General features: G+C 68.8%; 13 protein-coding genes. 6 read left to right on the top strand and 7 right to left on the bottom strand.

Annotation, left to right across the window (positions count from 1 at the left end; all coding sequences use genetic code 11):
• Positions 1–6: 6 nt before the first annotated feature.
• The 5 genes from MRS60_RS23025 (at position 7) to MRS60_RS23005 (ending at position 6,202) form a co-directional block, all read left to right on the top strand.
• Positions 7–1,713 carry an AMP-binding protein gene (locus MRS60_RS23025; RefSeq protein WP_243566761.1) on the top strand — a complete coding sequence of 569 codons (1,707 nt, stop codon included), beginning with the start codon at positions 7–9 and terminating at the stop codon, positions 1,711–1,713.
• Between the two features lie 114 nt (positions 1,714–1,827).
• Positions 1,828–3,357 (top strand): CoA-acylating methylmalonate-semialdehyde dehydrogenase, encoded by a 1,530-nt coding sequence (locus MRS60_RS23020; protein ID WP_034180630.1) that lies wholly within the window; start codon positions 1,828–1,830, stop codon positions 3,355–3,357.
• Between the two features lie 18 nt (positions 3,358–3,375).
• Positions 3,376–4,278 carry a 3-hydroxyisobutyrate dehydrogenase gene (mmsB, locus tag MRS60_RS23015; RefSeq protein WP_175747241.1) on the top strand — a complete coding sequence of 301 codons (903 nt, stop codon included), beginning with the start codon at positions 3,376–3,378 and terminating at the stop codon, positions 4,276–4,278.
• On the top strand, positions 4,275–5,066 hold the full coding sequence (locus MRS60_RS23010; RefSeq protein ID WP_243566760.1) for an enoyl-CoA hydratase: 792 nt from the start codon (positions 4,275–4,277) through the stop codon (positions 5,064–5,066). The genes mmsB and MRS60_RS23010 overlap by 4 nt, the downstream gene beginning before the upstream one ends.
• On the top strand, positions 5,063–6,202 hold the full coding sequence (locus tag MRS60_RS23005) for an enoyl-CoA hydratase/isomerase family protein (RefSeq protein WP_034180627.1): 1,140 nt from the start codon (positions 5,063–5,065) through the stop codon (positions 6,200–6,202). The genes MRS60_RS23010 and MRS60_RS23005 overlap by 4 nt, the downstream gene beginning before the upstream one ends.
• 31 nt (positions 6,203–6,233) lie before the next feature.
• Here MRS60_RS23005 and MRS60_RS23000 read toward each other — a convergent pair whose 3' ends face one another.
• On the bottom strand, positions 6,234–7,163 hold the full coding sequence (locus MRS60_RS23000) for a LysR family transcriptional regulator (protein WP_243566759.1): 930 nt from the start codon (positions 7,161–7,163) through the stop codon (positions 6,234–6,236).
• Positions 7,164–7,341: 178 nt separating this feature from the next.
• On the opposite strand from MRS60_RS23000, the gene MRS60_RS22995 reads away from it, so the two are divergent.
• Complete coding sequence (locus MRS60_RS22995; RefSeq protein ID WP_243566758.1) at positions 7,342–8,880, top strand: MFS transporter; 1,539 nt, start codon at positions 7,342–7,344, stop codon at positions 8,878–8,880.
• Between the two features lie 104 nt (positions 8,881–8,984).
• On the opposite strand, the gene MRS60_RS22990 is transcribed toward MRS60_RS22995, so the two are convergent.
• From MRS60_RS22990 to MRS60_RS22965, 6 genes are all read right to left on the bottom strand, one after another.
• Positions 8,985–10,358, bottom strand: a complete 1,374-nt coding sequence (locus MRS60_RS22990; protein WP_243566757.1) for an efflux transporter outer membrane subunit — start codon at positions 10,356–10,358, stop codon at positions 8,985–8,987.
• Between the two features lie 12 nt (positions 10,359–10,370).
• On the bottom strand, positions 10,371–12,401 hold the full coding sequence (locus MRS60_RS22985; protein WP_243566756.1) for a MacB family efflux pump subunit: 2,031 nt from the start codon (positions 12,399–12,401) through the stop codon (positions 10,371–10,373).
• A gap of 2 nt (positions 12,402–12,403) precedes the next feature.
• On the bottom strand, positions 12,404–13,597 hold the full coding sequence (locus MRS60_RS22980; protein ID WP_243566755.1) for an efflux RND transporter periplasmic adaptor subunit: 1,194 nt from the start codon (positions 13,595–13,597) through the stop codon (positions 12,404–12,406).
• 286 nt (positions 13,598–13,883) lie between these two features.
• Entirely contained in the window at positions 13,884–14,465 is a 582-nt protein-coding gene (locus MRS60_RS22975; RefSeq protein WP_243566754.1) for an HD domain-containing protein, read from the bottom strand.
• Between the two features lie 79 nt (positions 14,466–14,544).
• The gene (locus tag MRS60_RS22970) at positions 14,545–15,102 is read right to left on the bottom strand and encodes a helix-turn-helix domain-containing protein (protein ID WP_243566753.1); all 558 of its coding nucleotides are present in this window, start codon (positions 15,100–15,102) and stop codon (positions 14,545–14,547) included.
• Positions 15,103–15,183: 81 nt separating this feature from the next.
• Positions 15,184–15,822 (bottom strand): hypothetical protein, encoded by a 639-nt coding sequence (locus MRS60_RS22965; RefSeq protein WP_243566752.1) that lies wholly within the window; start codon positions 15,820–15,822, stop codon positions 15,184–15,186.
• Positions 15,823–16,009 lie beyond the last annotated feature (187 nt).

The following is a 16,009-nucleotide window of genomic DNA, read 5'->3' as shown; positions in this document are numbered from 1 at the left end:
GAAACGATGACGGTACAGGCATTCCTGGACGCACGCGACTTTCTGCTGCGCCATCGCACCGACTACGAAACCGCGTACCGCGATTTCGAGTGGCCGGTGCTCGATGCGTTCAACTGGGCGCTCGACTACTTCGACCCGATGGCGCGCGGCAACGACCGTCCCGCGCTGTGGATCGTCGACGCGGCGACCGGCACGGGCGATCCGTATTCGTTCGCGCAGATGTCCGAGCGTTCGTCGCGGATCGCGAACTGGCTGCGCTCGATAGGCGTCGTGCGCGGCGATCGCATCCTGCTGATGCTGCCGAACCGTGTCGAACTGTGGGACGCGATGCTCGCCGCGATGAAGCTCGGCGCGATCGTGCTGCCCGCCACCACGCAACTGTCGGCCGACGACGTGCGCGACCGCGTGCAGATCGGCGGCGCGAAATACGTGATCGTCGACGAGAACGAAACCGCGAAATTCGAACAGCCCGACCTCGGCCTCGCGCAGAAGATCGTCGCCGGCGCGCCGCGCGCGGGCTGGCTCGCGATGAACGACGGCTACGCGGCGAGCGCCGCGTTCGAGCCGGACGCCGTCACGCACGCAAACGATCCGATGCTGCTGTATTTCACGTCGGGCACGACGTCGAAGCCGAAGCTCGTCGAGCATACGCACCGCACCTATCCGGTCGGCCATCTGTCGACGATGTACTGGGTCGGCCTGCAGCCGGGCGACATCCACTGGAACATCAGCTCGCCGGGCTGGGCGAAGCACGCGTGGAGCTGCTTTTTCGCGCCGTGGAATGCGCAGGCGTGCGTGTTCGCATTCAACTACGCGCGCTTCGAGCCGAAGGTCGTGCTCGATGCGCTGGTCAAATACCAGGTGACGACGCTGTGCGCGCCGCCGACCGTATGGCGGATGCTCGTGCAGCAGCCGCTCGCGTCGTTCGACGTGAAGCTGCGCGAGATCGTCGGCGCGGGCGAGCCGCTGAATCCCGAGATCATCGAACGCGTGAAGAAGGCGTGGGGCATCACGATCCGCGACGGCTACGGCCAGACCGAGACGACCTGCCTGATCGGCAACTCGCCGGGCCAGCCGGTCGTCGCGGGCTCGATGGGCCGGCCGCTGCCAGGCTACCGGATCACGCTGCTCGATCCGGACGGCGCGCCCGTGACCGAAGGCGAGGTCGCACTGCCGATCGGCCCGGACGTCGCGCGCCCGGTCGGGCTGATGAACGGCTATGCGAACAACCCCGACGCGACGGCCTATGCGATGCGCGACGGCCATTACCGCACGTCGGACATCGCGATGCGCGGCGACGACGGTTATTACGTGTATATCGGCCGCGCGGACGACGTGTTCAAGTCGTCCGACTACCGGTTGAGCCCGTTCGAACTCGAGAGCGTACTGATCGAGCATCCGGCGATCGCCGAGGCGGCGGTCGTGCCGAGCCCCGACCCCGTGCGGCTGTCGGTACCGAAGACCTTCATCACGCTGCGGCAGGGCTACGAGGAAAGCCCCGCGCTCGCGCTGGAAATCTTCCGCTTCTCGCGCGAGAAGCTCGCGCCGTACAAGCGCATTCGCCGCCTGCAGTTTGCGGAGCTGCCGAAGACGATCTCGGGGAAGATCCGCCGCGTCGAGCTGCGCCGCCGCGAGATCGAGCGCGGCGACGACGCGGCCGCGCGAATGCCGGGCGAATACTGGGAAGAAGATTTCGCCGCCGAACTGAAATGAAATGACCGACCGCGGGCCGCGCGCGCCGCATTCCGCGGCCGCCGCCCGCAGCCGAATTGAACCGGCCGCGCGGCGGGATTGCGCTTCGCGGCCCTCTGCAAGGAGAAACGATCGATGAACGCGAATCCGACGCCCCGGACGGGGCAAGACGTGCCGACGGTCAAGCTGCTGATCGACGGCGCCTTCGTCGAGTCCGCCACGAAAGAGTGGCGCGACATCGTCAACCCGGCGACGCAGCAGGTGCTCGCGCGCGTGCCGTTCGCGACCGTCGAGGAAGTCGACGCGGCCGTGCAGGCAGCGCACGCCGCGTATGCGACGTGGAAGAACACGCCGATCGCCGCGCGCATGCGCATCATGCTGAAGTTCCAGGATCTCGTGCGTACCAACCAGCAGCGCATCGCGAAGACGCTGACGGCCGAGCAGGGCAAGACGATTCCCGATGCCGAAGGCGACATCTTCCGCGGCCTCGAAGTGGTCGAGCATGCCTGTTCGATCGGCTCGCTGCAGCTCGGCGAATTCGCGGAGAACGTCGCGGGCGGCGTCGACACGTACACGCTGCGCCAGCCGCTCGGCGTGTGCGCGGGCATCACGCCGTTCAACTTCCCCGCGATGATTCCGCTGTGGATGTTCCCGATGGCGATCGTCTGCGGCAACACGTTCGTGCTGAAGCCGTCGGAGCAGGACCCGATGTCGACGATGGAACTCGTCCAGCTCGCGATCGAGGCCGGCGTACCGAAAGGTGTCCTGAACGTCGTGCATGGCGGCAAGGAAGTCGTCGATGCGATCTGTACGCATCCGCTCGTGAAGGCGATCTCGTTCGTCGGCTCGACGGTGGTCGGCACGCACGTGTACAACCTCGGCAGCGCGCACGGCAAGCGCGTGCAGTCGATGATGGGCGCGAAGAATCACGCGGTGGTGTTGCCCGATGCGAACCGCGAGCAGACGATCAATGCGCTCGTCGGCGCCGGCTTCGGCGCGGCGGGGCAGCGCTGCATGGCGACGTCGGTCGCGGTGCTGGTCGGCGAAACGCGCGACTGGCTGCCCGATCTCGTTGCGAAGGCGAAGCTTCTGAAGGTGAATGCGGGCGCGGAAGCCGGCACCGACGTCGGCCCGGTCGTGTCGAAGGCTGCGAAGGAACGCATCCTGTCGCTGATCGAAGCGGGCGTGAACGAAGGCGCGAAGCTCGAGCTCGACGGCCGGGGCGTGACGGTACCCGGCTATGAAAGCGGCAACTTCATCGGCCCGACGATCTTCTCGGGCGTGAATACCGACATGTCGATCTACACGCATGAAATTTTCGGCCCGGTGCTCGTCGTGCTCGAAGCCGACACGCTCGACGAAGCGATCGCGCTCGTCAACCGCAACCCGATGGGCAACGGCGTCGGGTTGTTCACGCAAAGCGGCGCGGCCGCGCGCAGGTTCCAGAGCGAAATCGACGTCGGCCAGGTCGGCATCAACATCCCGATTCCGGTGCCCGTGCCGTTCTTCAGCTTCACCGGTTCGCGCGGCTCGAAGCTCGGCGATCTCGGTCCGTACGGCAAGCAGGTCGTGCAGTTCTACACGCAGACGAAGACGGTCACCGCGCGCTGGTTCGACGACGACACGACGGCCGGCCCGGTGAATACGACGATTCGGCTGCATTGAGCGGCGGAGGACACGACCATGAAAATCGGATTTATCGGCCTCGGCCACATGGGTGCGCCGATGGCGCTGAACCTGTTGAAGACAGGCCACGAAGTGCATGCGTTCGACCTGAGCGCCGATGCATTGCGCGCGCTGCAGGACGCCGGCGCGCAGGTTGCCTCGTCGCCGCGCGACGCTGCGTCGGGCGCGACGTTCGTGATCACGATGCTGCCCGCCGCGCCGCACGTGCGTTCGGTGCTGTCCGGCGAGAACGGCGTGCTGGCCGGCCTCGACGCGGGCGCGACCGTGATCGATTCGAGCACGATCGACCCGGCGAGCGCGCAGGCATTCGGCGCGCTGGTGCGCGAGCACGGCGGCGCGTTCGTCGATGCGCCGGTATCGGGCGGCACCGGCGGCGCGGCGGCCGGCACGCTGACCTTCATGGTCGGCGGCAGCGATGCCGATTTCGAGCGCGTGAAACCCGTGCTCGCCGGCATGGGCAAGAACATCGTCCACTGCGGCGCGACGGGCATGGGGCAGGTCGCGAAGGTCTGCAACAACCTCGTGCTCGGCATCTCGATGGCGGCCGTGTCGGAGGCGATGTCGCTCGGCGTCGCGCTCGGCATCGACCCGAAGGTGCTGGCCGGCATCGTCAACACGTCGACGGGCCGCTGCTGGAGCTCGGACACGTATAACCCGTATCCGGGCGTGATCGACACCGCGCCGTCGTCGCGTGGCTACTCGGGCGGCTTCGGCACCGACCTGATGCTGAAGGATCTCGGCCTCGCGAACGACGCGGCGAAGCAGGCGCGCCAACCCGTCTATCTCGGCGCGCTCGCGCAGCAGCTGTACCAGACGATGAGCAGCCGCGGCGACGGGCAGCTCGATTTCTCGGCGGTGATCCGCCTGTACCAACCGGCCACGAAGAAGGACGCGACATGATCGAACTGGACTACGTCGACGACGGCGCGATCGCGTGCGCGACGCTCAAGCGTCCGCCCGCGAACGCCTTTACCGACGACGGGCTGCAGCAACTGCAGGAAACCGTCGCCGAACTGAATGCGAACCCGCGCGTGCGCGCGCTGGTGATCACCGGCGACGGCCCGAAGTTCTTCAGCGCGGGCGCCGACCTCAACACGTTCGCCGACGGCGACCGCGCGGTCGCGCGCGCGATGGCGTCGCGTTTCGGCGCGGCGTTCGAGGCGCTGCACGATGCGCGCGTCGTGACGATCGCGGCGATCAACGGTTATGCGATGGGCGGCGGCTTGGAATGCGCGCTCGCGTGCGACCTGCGGATCGCCGAGGCGCATGCGCAGATGGCGTTGCCCGAGCCGTCGGTCGGCCTGCTGCCGTGCGGGCTCGGCACGCAGACGCTGCCCTGGCTCGTCGGCGAAGGCTGGGCGAAGAAGATCATCCTGACCGGCGCACGCGTCGACGCGGCGACGGCGCTCAAGATCGGCCTCGTCGAAGACGTGGTGGAAAGCGGCGCCGCCCGCGACGCGGCGCTGGCATTGGCGCGCAACGTCGCGCGGCAAAGCCCGCACGCGGTTGCATACAGCAAGGAGCTGATCGGCCTCGCGCGCCGCGGCGTGCCGCGCAGCGCGGCGCTCGCGGTCGAGCGCGAACGCTTCGTCGACCTGTTCGACACGAACGATCCGCGCGAAGGCGTGGCCGCGTTTCTCGGCAAGCGCGCGCCGCAATGGCACACCGATGGAGAGCCGCAACGATGAGCACGCCGGTCACGAATCACGACGCGTTCGCGGAAGCCGCGCCCGAGGTGCTGTTCCGCGTGGTGAACCGCGTGGCGCTGATCACGCTGAACCGTCCGGCCGCGCTCAACGCGCTGTCGTACGCGATGATCGGCGAGCTGGCCGCGCTTTTCGAGCGCTGCCGTCACGACGACCAGATCGTCGCGGTCGTGCTGCGCGGCGCGGGCGAGAAGGGCTTCTGCGCGGGCGGCGACGTGCGCGCGCTGTACCGGATGGTGGCGCAGCGCGACACCTGGCTGCCGTTCTTCGTCGACGAATACCGGCTCGACCATGCGATCCACACGTTCCCGAAGCCGGTGGTCGCGCTGATGGACGGCGTGACGATGGGCGGCGGCATGGGCCTCGCGCAAGGCGCGGCGCTGCGCGTCGCGACCGAGCGCAGCAAGATCGCGATGCCGGAAACGCGCATCGGCCTCGTGCCCGATGTCGGCGCGACGCATTTCCTGTCGCGCATGCCGGTCGAACTCGAACTGTACGTGGGGCTGACCGGCGCGATGCTGTCGGGCGCCGACGCGCTGACCGCGAAGCTCGCGGACCTGTGCGTGCCGTCGGCGTGGCTCGACACGTTCGAGACGCGCATCGAAAGCGTCAAGTGGGACGGCGACGTGCTGCCGGCGCTGCGCAAGGTGTTCGAACCGCCGTGCAACGTCGTGCCGCATGCGGCGCTCGACAGCCAGATGCCGTGGATCGTCCGTCACTTCGACAAGCGTTCGACCGTCGAGCGGATCGTCGCGACGCTGACGCAGGAGTTCGCACGCGACGAGCTGACGCGCGAGCATCGTCAATGGCTGCAGGCGACGCTCGATGCGCTCGCCGGCCATTCGCCGACGATGCTGCAGGTGACGCGCGAAGTGCTGCTGCGCGGCCGGCAGATGACGCTTGCCGAATCGTTCCGGATGGAGCTCGGCATCGTCGCGCGCGCGATCGAGGAAGGCGACTTCTGCGAAGGCGTGCGCGCGCATCTCGTCGACAAGGATCGCAAGCCGCGCTGGGCGCCCGCATCGCTCGTCGAGGTGCGTGCCGAACGCGTGCGGCATTTCCTGACGTCGCCGTGGAAGCTGTTCGCGCATCCGCTCGCCGATCTCGGCGTGGCGTGATGCACCCGACGCGCCGTGCGGCGCGTCGGTTTCATTTCATCGCAGTGAACTCATCCCGGCGCTCGATCATCGGCGGAATCGCCTGTGCGAGCGCGTCGATCACGCAGCGCGTCTTGCGCGGCAGGTAGCGCGTCTTCGGCCAGATCGCATGAATGTCGCCTTCGCAGACGAAGCAGCGATCGAGCACGACCGCCATTTCGCCGCGCTTCACGTAGTAGTCGAGCAGCCAGCTCGGCAGCCATGCGATCCCGAACCCCGATGCGCCGGCCGCCGCGATCGCCTGCACGTCGTCGAAACTCAGCTGGTGCTGCATGTCGACGCGCACCGTCGAGCCGTCCGGCGCGCGCAGGTCCCACGGCTGCGGCACGCCCGAGCGTGAATACGCGATGGTCCGGTGGTGCTTCAGATCGTCGAGCGACTTCGGCATTCCGTAGCGCGCGAGATACGACGGCGCCGCGCCGAGGCTGCCGTATTGCGTGCCGAGCCGGCGCACCGCGAGGCTCGTGCTGTCCGCGAGCGTGCCGATCCGCACCGCGAGATCGATGCCTTCCTCGACGAGATCGACGAAGCGGTCGGTGATCGACACGTCGATCCGCAGATGCGGATAGGTGCGCGCGAGGTCGAGCACGATCGGCGTCACGTAGTGATGCCCGAACGCGAGCGGCACGCTCAGCCGCAGCTTGCCGCGCGCCTCGTTGCGGCCGCAGTCGAGATCGGCTTCCGCCGCTTCCAGTTCCGCGAGCGCGCGCACGCAGCGGTCGTAGTACGCCTGGCCGTCGTCGGTCAGGCTCTGGCTGCGCGTCGTGCGCTGCAACAGCCGTGCGCCGAGCCGCTTCTCGAGCCGCGCGACCGCCTTGCCGACGGCCGAGCGCGTCATGTCGAGCCGCTCCGCGGCGAGCGCGAAGCTGCCCGATTCCACCACCTGGACGAAGGTCGTCACGCCGTCGAGTCTGTCGGTCATGGCAGGGTGTGCTGATTGAGTCCTGTGATTCCCCAGTTCGGAGAAATGGGTGCGTCAATGGGGATCGAAATTCTCACTATAGTGCCGATTCCCGTTCAGCGCGCGTCGCCGGCCGCGCGCGGCGAACCCCTCTCACCTGGAGGCGCGCGGCCTGTTGCCGGGCCGCCGCGCAATACGCATGACGCTATCCGACTCCCGCAGGAATGCGGTCGCGCTCGCGGCCGTCTGTCTCACGTCGCTGATGTTCGGCCTCGAAATCTCGAGCGTGCCGGTGATCCTGCCGACGCTCGAACACGTGCTGCATGGCGATTTCAACGGCATGCAGTGGATCATGAACGCGTACACGATCGCGTGTACGACGGTGCTGATGGCGGCCGGCACGCTCGCGGACCGGTTCGGCCGCAAGCGCGTGTACGTGATCGGCACCGTGCTGTTCGGCGCGACGTCGCTGCTGTGCGGGCTCGCGCCGAACGTGCCGGTGCTCGTCGCGGGCCGGCTGCTGCAGGGTGCGAGCGGCGGCGCGATGCTGATCTGCCAGATCGCCGTGCTGTCGCATCAGTTCCGCGAGGGCCGCGAGCGCAGCCGTGCGTTCGGGATCTGGGGGATCGTGTTCGGCATCGGGCTCGGCTTCGGGCCGATCGTCGGCGGCGCGATCGTCGCGCTGGCGAGTTGGCCGTGGGTGTTCCTCGTCCATGCGCCGCTCGCGGCCGTCGCGCTCGCGCTGATCGGCGGGGCAGTGCAGGAGTCGCGCGATCCGCATGCGGGCACGCTCGACGTCGCGGGCATCGTCACGCTGTCGCTCGCGGTGCTCGGCCTCGCGTTCTACATCACGCAGAGCGCGGAGCTCGGGCTCACGAGCGCCGCCGGCCTCGGCGTGCTCGGCGCGACCGTGCTGGCGCTCGTGGGTTTCTTCGTCGCGGAACGCGCCAGCGCGCGGCCGATGTTCGATTTCTCCGTGTTCCGGATTCGCGCGTTCACCGGCGCGATCTTCGGTTCGATGGGGATGAACTTCAGCTTCTGGCCGTTCATGATCTACCTGCCGATCTGGTTCCAGGTCGCGCTCGGCTACGACAGCGTGACGGCCGGCCTCGCGCTGCTCGCATACACGCTGCCGACGCTGGTCGTGCCGCCGTTCGGCGAACGGCTCGCGCTGCGCTACGGGCCGGGCGTCGTGATCCCGGGCGGCCTGTTCACGATCGCGGCCGGCTTCGCGCTGATGCGGGTCGGCAGCGCGGCCGAACACGCGAGCTGGCTCACGATGCTGCCCGGCTGCGTGATCGCCGGCATCGGGCTCGGGCTCACGAACACGCCGGTCACCAACACGACGACGGGCGCGGTGCCGAGTTCGCGGGCCGGGATGGCATCGGGCATCGACATGAGCGCGCGGATGATCTCGCTCGCGCTGAACATCGCGACGATGGGCTTCGTGCTGGTCGCGGGGATCGTCGCGAGCCTGAAGGACGGTGCTGCGGGCGCGATCGGCGATGCGGCGCTGCGCCGGCTCGCACAGGAGATCGCGTCGGGCCGCACCGACGGGCTGCAGCAGATCGCACCGGCGCTCGCGCAGGCCGACCCGAGCGGCGCGGCGCTGCACGCGGCGCTCGTGCACGGGTTCGGCTGGGTGATGGTATACGGCGCGGCGGGCGTGGCCGTGCTCGCGACCGCGAGCGCGGTGGCGTTCGCGCCGGCGCGGCGCAGGGCGGCCGTGTGCGAGTGATACGGCCGGCCCGTTCCGCGAGCGCGGTGGCATTCGCGCCGGCGCGACGCAGGGCCGCCGTGTGCGAATGACGCGGCGTGCCTATTGCGGCGTTTGTACGCCGGTCAGGACGTGCCGCCGCCGAGCGCGCGATACAGCGTCATCTGGTTGTTGAGCCGGTTCAGCCGCGTCAGCTCGTCGGCGCTTTGCGCGTCGCGCAGCCGCTGCTGCTGGTCGAGCCACGGCTGCACGGCGGTGGCGCCGGCCGCGAATCGGGCGGCGGCAAGCTGCTCGGCGCGCTGCGCCTGGGCCAGCGACAGCGCGCGCTGTTCGGCCTCGCGTTCGAGCTGCACGCGCGCCGACAGCGCATTCTCGACTTCCGCGAGCGCCGTGTAGAGCCGCTGACGGAACCCGACCACCGCTTCCTCGTACTGCGACTTCGACACCTTGATCTGCAGTTGCATCGTGTTCCACTGGATGAACGGCAGTGCAAGGCCGAGCCCGAGCGTGCCGACCGGATTCGTCAGCACGCGCTCGAGGCTCGTGCTCGTCGTGCCGGCGCTGCCGGTCAGCGTGAAGGTCGGGTAGAAGCTCGTGCGCGTCGCGTCGACCTGCGCGAGCGATTCGCGCAGCCGGAATTCCGCCGCGCGCAGGTCGGGGCGCCGGCCGAGCAGGCTGGCCGGCAGGCCGGCGGCTACTTCCGGCGGCGGCGCGTCGGGCAGCGCCGACGGTTCGGCCGCGAGCTGCTGCGGCGGCCGGTCGAACAGCAGCGCGAGCGCGTGGCGCTTCTCGGTGCGTTGCTGGATCAGCTGCGTCTGCGCGGCGCGTTGCGCGGACAGGCTCTGTTCGGCCTGCGCGAGATCGAGCCCCGACACGGCGCCGGCCGCATGCCGCGACCGGACGACCGCGAGCGTGCGCACCGCATACGCGATGTTCGCGTCGCCGAGCGCGATCTGCCGGTTCAGATAACCGATCTGCCAGTACAGCGACGCCGTCGTGCCGATCAGCGACAGCCGCGCGGCTTCGAGATCGGCGGCAGTTGCGTCGGCTTCCCAGTGCGCGGCATCGCGCAGCGCGGCCAGTCGGCCCCACAGGTCGATTTCATAGCTGAGCGAACCGTTGATGCCGCTCGACCGGCTCGTCCGGTGCGTATCGAGCGTGCGCGACACGGCGCCGTTCGCGCCGAGCGATACGGCGGGCGTCAGGTTCGTGTCGACGAGCCCGGCCTGCAGTTGCGCGCGGTACACGCGAATCGCCGCGACCGCGAGGTCGTTGTTGGCGCGCAGCGCGTCGTCGATCAGCGCGTCGAGTTGCGGATCGCCGAAGCTGCGCCACCAGTCGCGCGTGGTGGCCGGCGCGCCGGCCGCGACCGGCGCGGCCCAGTTCGCGGGCATCGCGACGGCCGGCAGCGGCGCGTGGCGCGCGGATGTGCAGCCGGCCAGCAGCGCGGCCGCGCATGCGAATGCGCCGAGGCGGCGAAGCGGTGACGAATGCGTCATGACAGGGCTCCGTCAGTCGCGCGCGAGCGCATCGATCGGATCGAGCCGCGACGCGTTGCGCGCGGGCATGAAACCGAATATCACGCCGGTCAGCGTCGAGCAGACGAACGCCGTCACGATCGCGCCGACGGAGAACACCATCTTCCATTGCGTGACGAACATCGAGAACACCGCGCCGAGCCCGAACGACAGCACGATGCCGATCGTGCCGCCGAGCAGGCAGACGAGCACGGCCTCGACGAGGAACTGCTGCAGGATGTCGGACTGGCGCGCGCCGACCGCCATCCGGATGCCGATTTCGCGCGTACGCTCGGTGACCGACACGAGCATGATGTTCATCACGCCGATCCCGCCGACGACGAGCGAGATCACCGCGATCAGCGACAGCAGCAGCGTCAGCGACTGGCCGGTTTTCTCGACGGTCTTGACCACGCTGTCCATGTTGTAGGTGAAGAAGTCCTTGCGGCCGTGGCGCTGGATCATCAGCTTCTCGAGGCTTTTCTCGGCGGCGGCGCTCGGCTGCCCGTCGCGCACGCGCACGGTGATGCTGTCGAGATGGCGCTGGCCGAACAGGCGCCCGCTCGCCGTCGTGTACGGCACCCATACGTTCAGGCTCTTCACGCTGCCGAACGCGCTCTTCTTGTCGGCCGTGACGCCGATCACGACGCACGGCACGTTGTCGACCAGGATCGCTTCGCCGACCGGATTGCGCGTCGCGCCGAACAGCTTGCGGCGCGTGTTCTGGTCGATCACGGCCACCTGCGCCTGGCGGCGCACCGCATCCTCGTCGAACGCGACGCCCAGCGCGAAACGCATCCCGCGCGCCTGGAAGAAGCGGTCGCCGACGCCGCTCACGAGCGCGTTGACGTCGATGTTGCGGTAGCGCAGCAGCAGCGTGCGCGACGTTTCGGGCGTCGCGCTGTCGACGTACGGCTGCTCGGCGAGCGCGGCGACATCGGCGGGCACGAGCGTCTGGATCGCGTCCGCGCGGCTGTCGCCCCAGTCGGTGCCCGGATAGACGTTGATCGTGTTCGTGCCGATGCTGCCGATCTCGTCGAGCATGTAGCGCTTCGCGCCTTCGCCGATCGCGACGATCGACACGACCGACGTGATGCCGATGATGATGCCGAGCATCGTCAGCAGCGTGCGCAGCCGGTGCGACACGAGCGCGATCCACGCCATCCGGCACGCTTCGGCGAAGCGGCCGCTGCCGGCCGCGAAGCGGCGCGCGCGCGTGTCGGTATCGGCGTGGGCGTCGGCGGGCGGCCCGTCGTCGTGCCGATCGTGCGCGGACGGCTCGCCGGCCGTCGCTTCGGCCGCGTCGACGAAGGCTTCCGCGAGCGCTTCCGCATAGTGGCGATTCCGCCGGTCGGCGACGATTGCGCCGTCGCTGATCTCGATGATGCGCCGCGCATGGCGCGCGACGTCCTTGTCGTGCGTGACGATGACGATCGTATGGCCGAGCGCGTTCAGCTCGTGCAGGATGCGGATCACGTCCTGGCCGCTTTTCGTGTCGAGCGCGCCGGTCGGTTCGTCGGCGAGGATCACCTGGCCGCCGTTCATCAGCGCGCGCGCAATGCTCACGCGCTGCTGCTGGCCGCCGGACAGTTGCCCGGGCCGGTGGTGCGCGCGATCCGCGAGCCCGAGGCGCGCGAGCAGCCCGCGGGCGCGTTCGTGCCGCTCCGCGCGCGTGGTGCCCGCGTAGATCGCCGGCATTTCGAGGTTCGCGGCCGCGTCGACGTGCGGTAGCAGGTGATAGCGCTGGAACACGAAACCGAAGTGCTCGCGGCGCAACTGCGCGAGTTCGTCGCTGTCGAGCATGTGCGTGTCGCGTCCGCCGACCGTGTAGGTGCCTTCGCTCGGATGATCGAGGCAGCCGAGGATGTTCATCAGCGTCGACTTGCCGGAACCCGACGCGCCGACGATCGCGACGATCTCGCCCGCGTCGATCGACAGGTTGACGTTGTTCAGGACGACGACATCCTTGTCGCCGGCCGGAAAGCGCCGCGTGACGCTCGAGAGTTTCAGCAGGGGCCGGCTCATCGTCACACCACGTCCGCCAGCGGCGCGTGCTCGTCCGCGGCGGCTTCGCCGATCACGACGCGCTCGCCGTCCTTCAGGCCGGCCAGCACCTCGACGCGTACGTTGTTGTTGATGCCGATGCGGATGTTGCGCGTTGCCGTGCTGCCGTCGGCGCGCAGCACGCGGACCGCATAGGTGCCGTCCTTGCGCTTCTCGCCGAGCGCGGCGGCCGGGATGCTGAGCGCGTTGCGCGCGCTGCCGAGCACGATGCTGACCTGCGCGGTCATCGAGATGCGCAGCCGATGCTCGGGATTCGGCACTTCGAACAGCGCGTTGTAGAACACCGCGGCGTTCGGTTTCGTGCCGCCGCCCGTGCCGCCGCCGAGCGTGCTCTGAGCGTCGGCGAAGTTCTGCGGCGCCGGCTCGATCGCGCGCAGCCTGCCGTAGTGGCGCTTGTCCGGTTCGCCGAGGATCGTGAAATACGCGGTCTGGCCGGCGCTCACGCGGATCACGTCGGCTTCCGACACCTGCGCCTTCACGGTCATCGTGTCGAGATCGGCAAGCTTCAGGATCACCGGCGCCTGCTGCTGCGCGATCACGGTCTGGCCTTCCTGCGTGACGATCGCGACGACCTCGCCATCGATCGGCGCGACGATGCGCGTGTAGCCGAGGTTGGCCTGAGCGGTCTCGATCTGGATGCGGGCCGAGCGGATCTGCGCGGCGAGCGACGCGAGCGTCGCGCGCTGCACGTCGAGCGTCGCACGCGCGGCCTCGAACGACTCGCGCGACGTCGCGTCGTCGGGCAGCATCGCCTGCTGGCGCCGGAAGGCGAGTTCCGCCTGCGTCAGTTGCGCGGCGGTCGATTGATGCTGCGCGCGCAGGCTTTCTTCGCTCGCGCGCGCCTGGCGCAGCGCGTTTTCGGAGATCACGGGATCGATCTCGGCGAGCCACTGGCCCTTCGCGACCTTGTTGCCGAGCTTCACCTTCAGCGACTTCAACTGCCCCGACACTTGCGCGCCGACGTCGACCTGCTTGAACGCCTGCAGCGCGCCGGTCGCGAGCACCGCGTTCTCGAGATCGCCGCGCGTGACGGGTGCGGACAGGTACTGCGGATGCTTGTCGGGCGCGAATACCATTAACGAGACGCCGGTGACGATCGCGACGACGGCGATGATGGCCAGCACGATGCGCCGGCGGCGATGGGGCTTCTGAGTCATGAGAATGCGGCGAGGGTGAAGCGATGCCGGCGATGCGTGCGGCCGGGCGGGACGATCCGGTCGGCGTCGCATGCCGGGCGTGTTGCCCGCGACGGCATCCGCGTACGCATCGCGCGGGCGTGCCGAGTCGAATCAGGCGCTCATGGTAAGCGAGGATTTCGCGACAAATCGTGTGGAAATTGTGCTGAATTGTGCGAGCGCCGTGCCGGAGCGGGGGCCGGGCGATGCGTCATTGTTGCGATCTGTGAAAAGGGGCGAGCGGTGCCGCGCGCCCGATTCCGCGAGCTTATGCGCGCGACCCGCCTGCGTCGATCCGGCGTTGCGTGTCGGCGTCGACGATGTCGCGGATCGCGCTGAACAGCGGCGTGGCATCGGTATAGCGCCGGCCGTAGCCGAGATTGAACGCGTAGTCGAAATCGGGCGGATTGCTGCCCTGGTTGTGCTGCAGGATCGTCTCGAGCTTGTCGAGCGCCTTCGCCGCGCGGGCTTCCGGCGACGCCGCTGCCTCGTATTCATCCCACAGCGTGACGATCTCGTCGCGCAGCGTGCGATCGAGCGACGCTGTCAGCGTCAGCAGGTCGTCGCGTTCGTGCGCGCTTTTGTCGGGGTGCGCGGCCTGCACGATCGCGGGAATGTCGCCGTGCAGCGCCTCGCCGAGATCGTGGACGACGCACAGTTTCAGCAGCTTCAGCGTATCGATGCCGGGCAGTGCGTCGGCGAACACGAGCGCCATCAGGCACAGCCGCCAGCTATGCTCGGCCGTGCTTTCCGCGCGCCCGGCCGACGTGTGGCCGCTGCGCAGCACGTCCTTCAGGCGTTCGGCTTCGCGCAGGAAATCGAGCCGCGCGTGGATCGTGTCGGGGTTCATGGTCGGCGTCCTTGCGATGAGTCTTCGAGCGTAAGGTGGCCAGGCGAGGTTCGTCCACGCATGAAATATGCGCGGTGCGCTAACGCGTTTCCACCAGCCGCGCAGCCGAACCGTCCGACAGCGTCATCCGCGTCCACCGGCACCTGCTGCCGCGAATCGGCACGACGCGCGACGCATTCGCGCCGGTGTCGAATTCGACGCTCGGCGGCCCCGCGCGGTCGTGCCAGCCGAGCGTGTCGAGCGCGGCTTCCATGCGGACGATTTCAGGCGTCGCGTAGCGCCACAGCGACGTGCCGAGCAGCATCGAAAGCGGCTGCGAGAACTCGGCCGCGCGCGCCGGCGAACTGGCGAGCAGGCGGTGCGTGAGGTCGCACACCAGATGCATGCGGCCCGCGCTGCCCGCGATGAGCCGCGCGAGCGCGTGGTCGCCCGCGGAATCGAGGCGCGCGGCGAGCAGCCGCTCGGCCGTCGCGCGCTCGTCGGGCGACATCTGCTGGATGCAGGCTTCCCAACGGGAGATCGTCGATTGCGCGACGCCGAACAGTTCCGCGGCGTGGCTTTGCTTCACGCGGTGCAGCGCGCGCCAGCGCTTGAGCTGCGGGCCGAGCGGTGGCGTGTGAAGCGGTGAGGCGGCCATGACGATGCTCCGGTTGCGGTCGTTGTGTGCGCTCGCGTGCGCGGGTTGCTGCCGCCGGCGCTGCAGGGGCGCCGCGCGCCTTTACATGATCCGGATGCCGCCGTTTGCCTGGATCGCGATGGCCGCGAACGGCACGAGCACGATGCCGCCCAGCACAAGCACGCCGTCGGCGGCAACCGTGATCGGCGTGGCGAGAATCCGCAGACCCATGCCGACAACGGATGGCGACTCCTTGATGTAAACCGAGTACGGCCGGTTGAACGGCTGCGCGGCCGCCTTGTCTTGCGCGGCGAAGCCTTCCGTCGAATAGCGCTTGCCGTCGATGTAGCCTTCGAGCACGAGGCCGGCCGGCGCAGTGGTGAATCCGTCGGTTGCTGCTGCCTGTCGATCGTCTTCCGACGCGTCCTTCGGCAACACGATCCGGTAGTGGCCGGTGACGCCGCCGCCGCTCGCATGAAAGCCGGCAAACGTCGTGCGCAGTGATTTCCGGTAGCCGGACTGCAGTACCGGCCGCAATTGGGCCGGCAGATCGAAGATGTAGTGGTAGCGCGTGCCGAGGACGACCAGCTTCTTGCCGTCCTCGGTGATCATGAATCCGGACACTTCTTCGCTGTATGCGTCGTCCTTGTACAGCTTCGGCGTGAAACAGCCCGACAGCGCGACGCTGCTCGCGGCGATGCCGGCGGCCAGCAGGCGCCGGCGCGTGATCGATATGCTCATTCTTGTTGTCCCGTCTGGTGCGGTTCGGTTCAGTGGCTTTCGCCCTCGGAAGCAGGATTCTGGCGCATCCGCCGCGTGTTGTCGAACGGGAAATCTGCCATGGCAGCGTTGTCGATCGCACCGCATCCGGCGGAGCGCCGGGACGCCCGGGCCCGCCGAAAACGTTTTCGGCAGGCTTTCACCTGAC

The sequence above is a fragment of the Burkholderia pyrrocinia genome, assembly GCF_022809715.1.
GTDB classification, from domain to species: Bacteria; Pseudomonadota; Gammaproteobacteria; order Burkholderiales; family Burkholderiaceae; genus Burkholderia; species Burkholderia pyrrocinia_C.
This window is presented reverse-complemented; position numbering and strand designations above follow the sequence as displayed.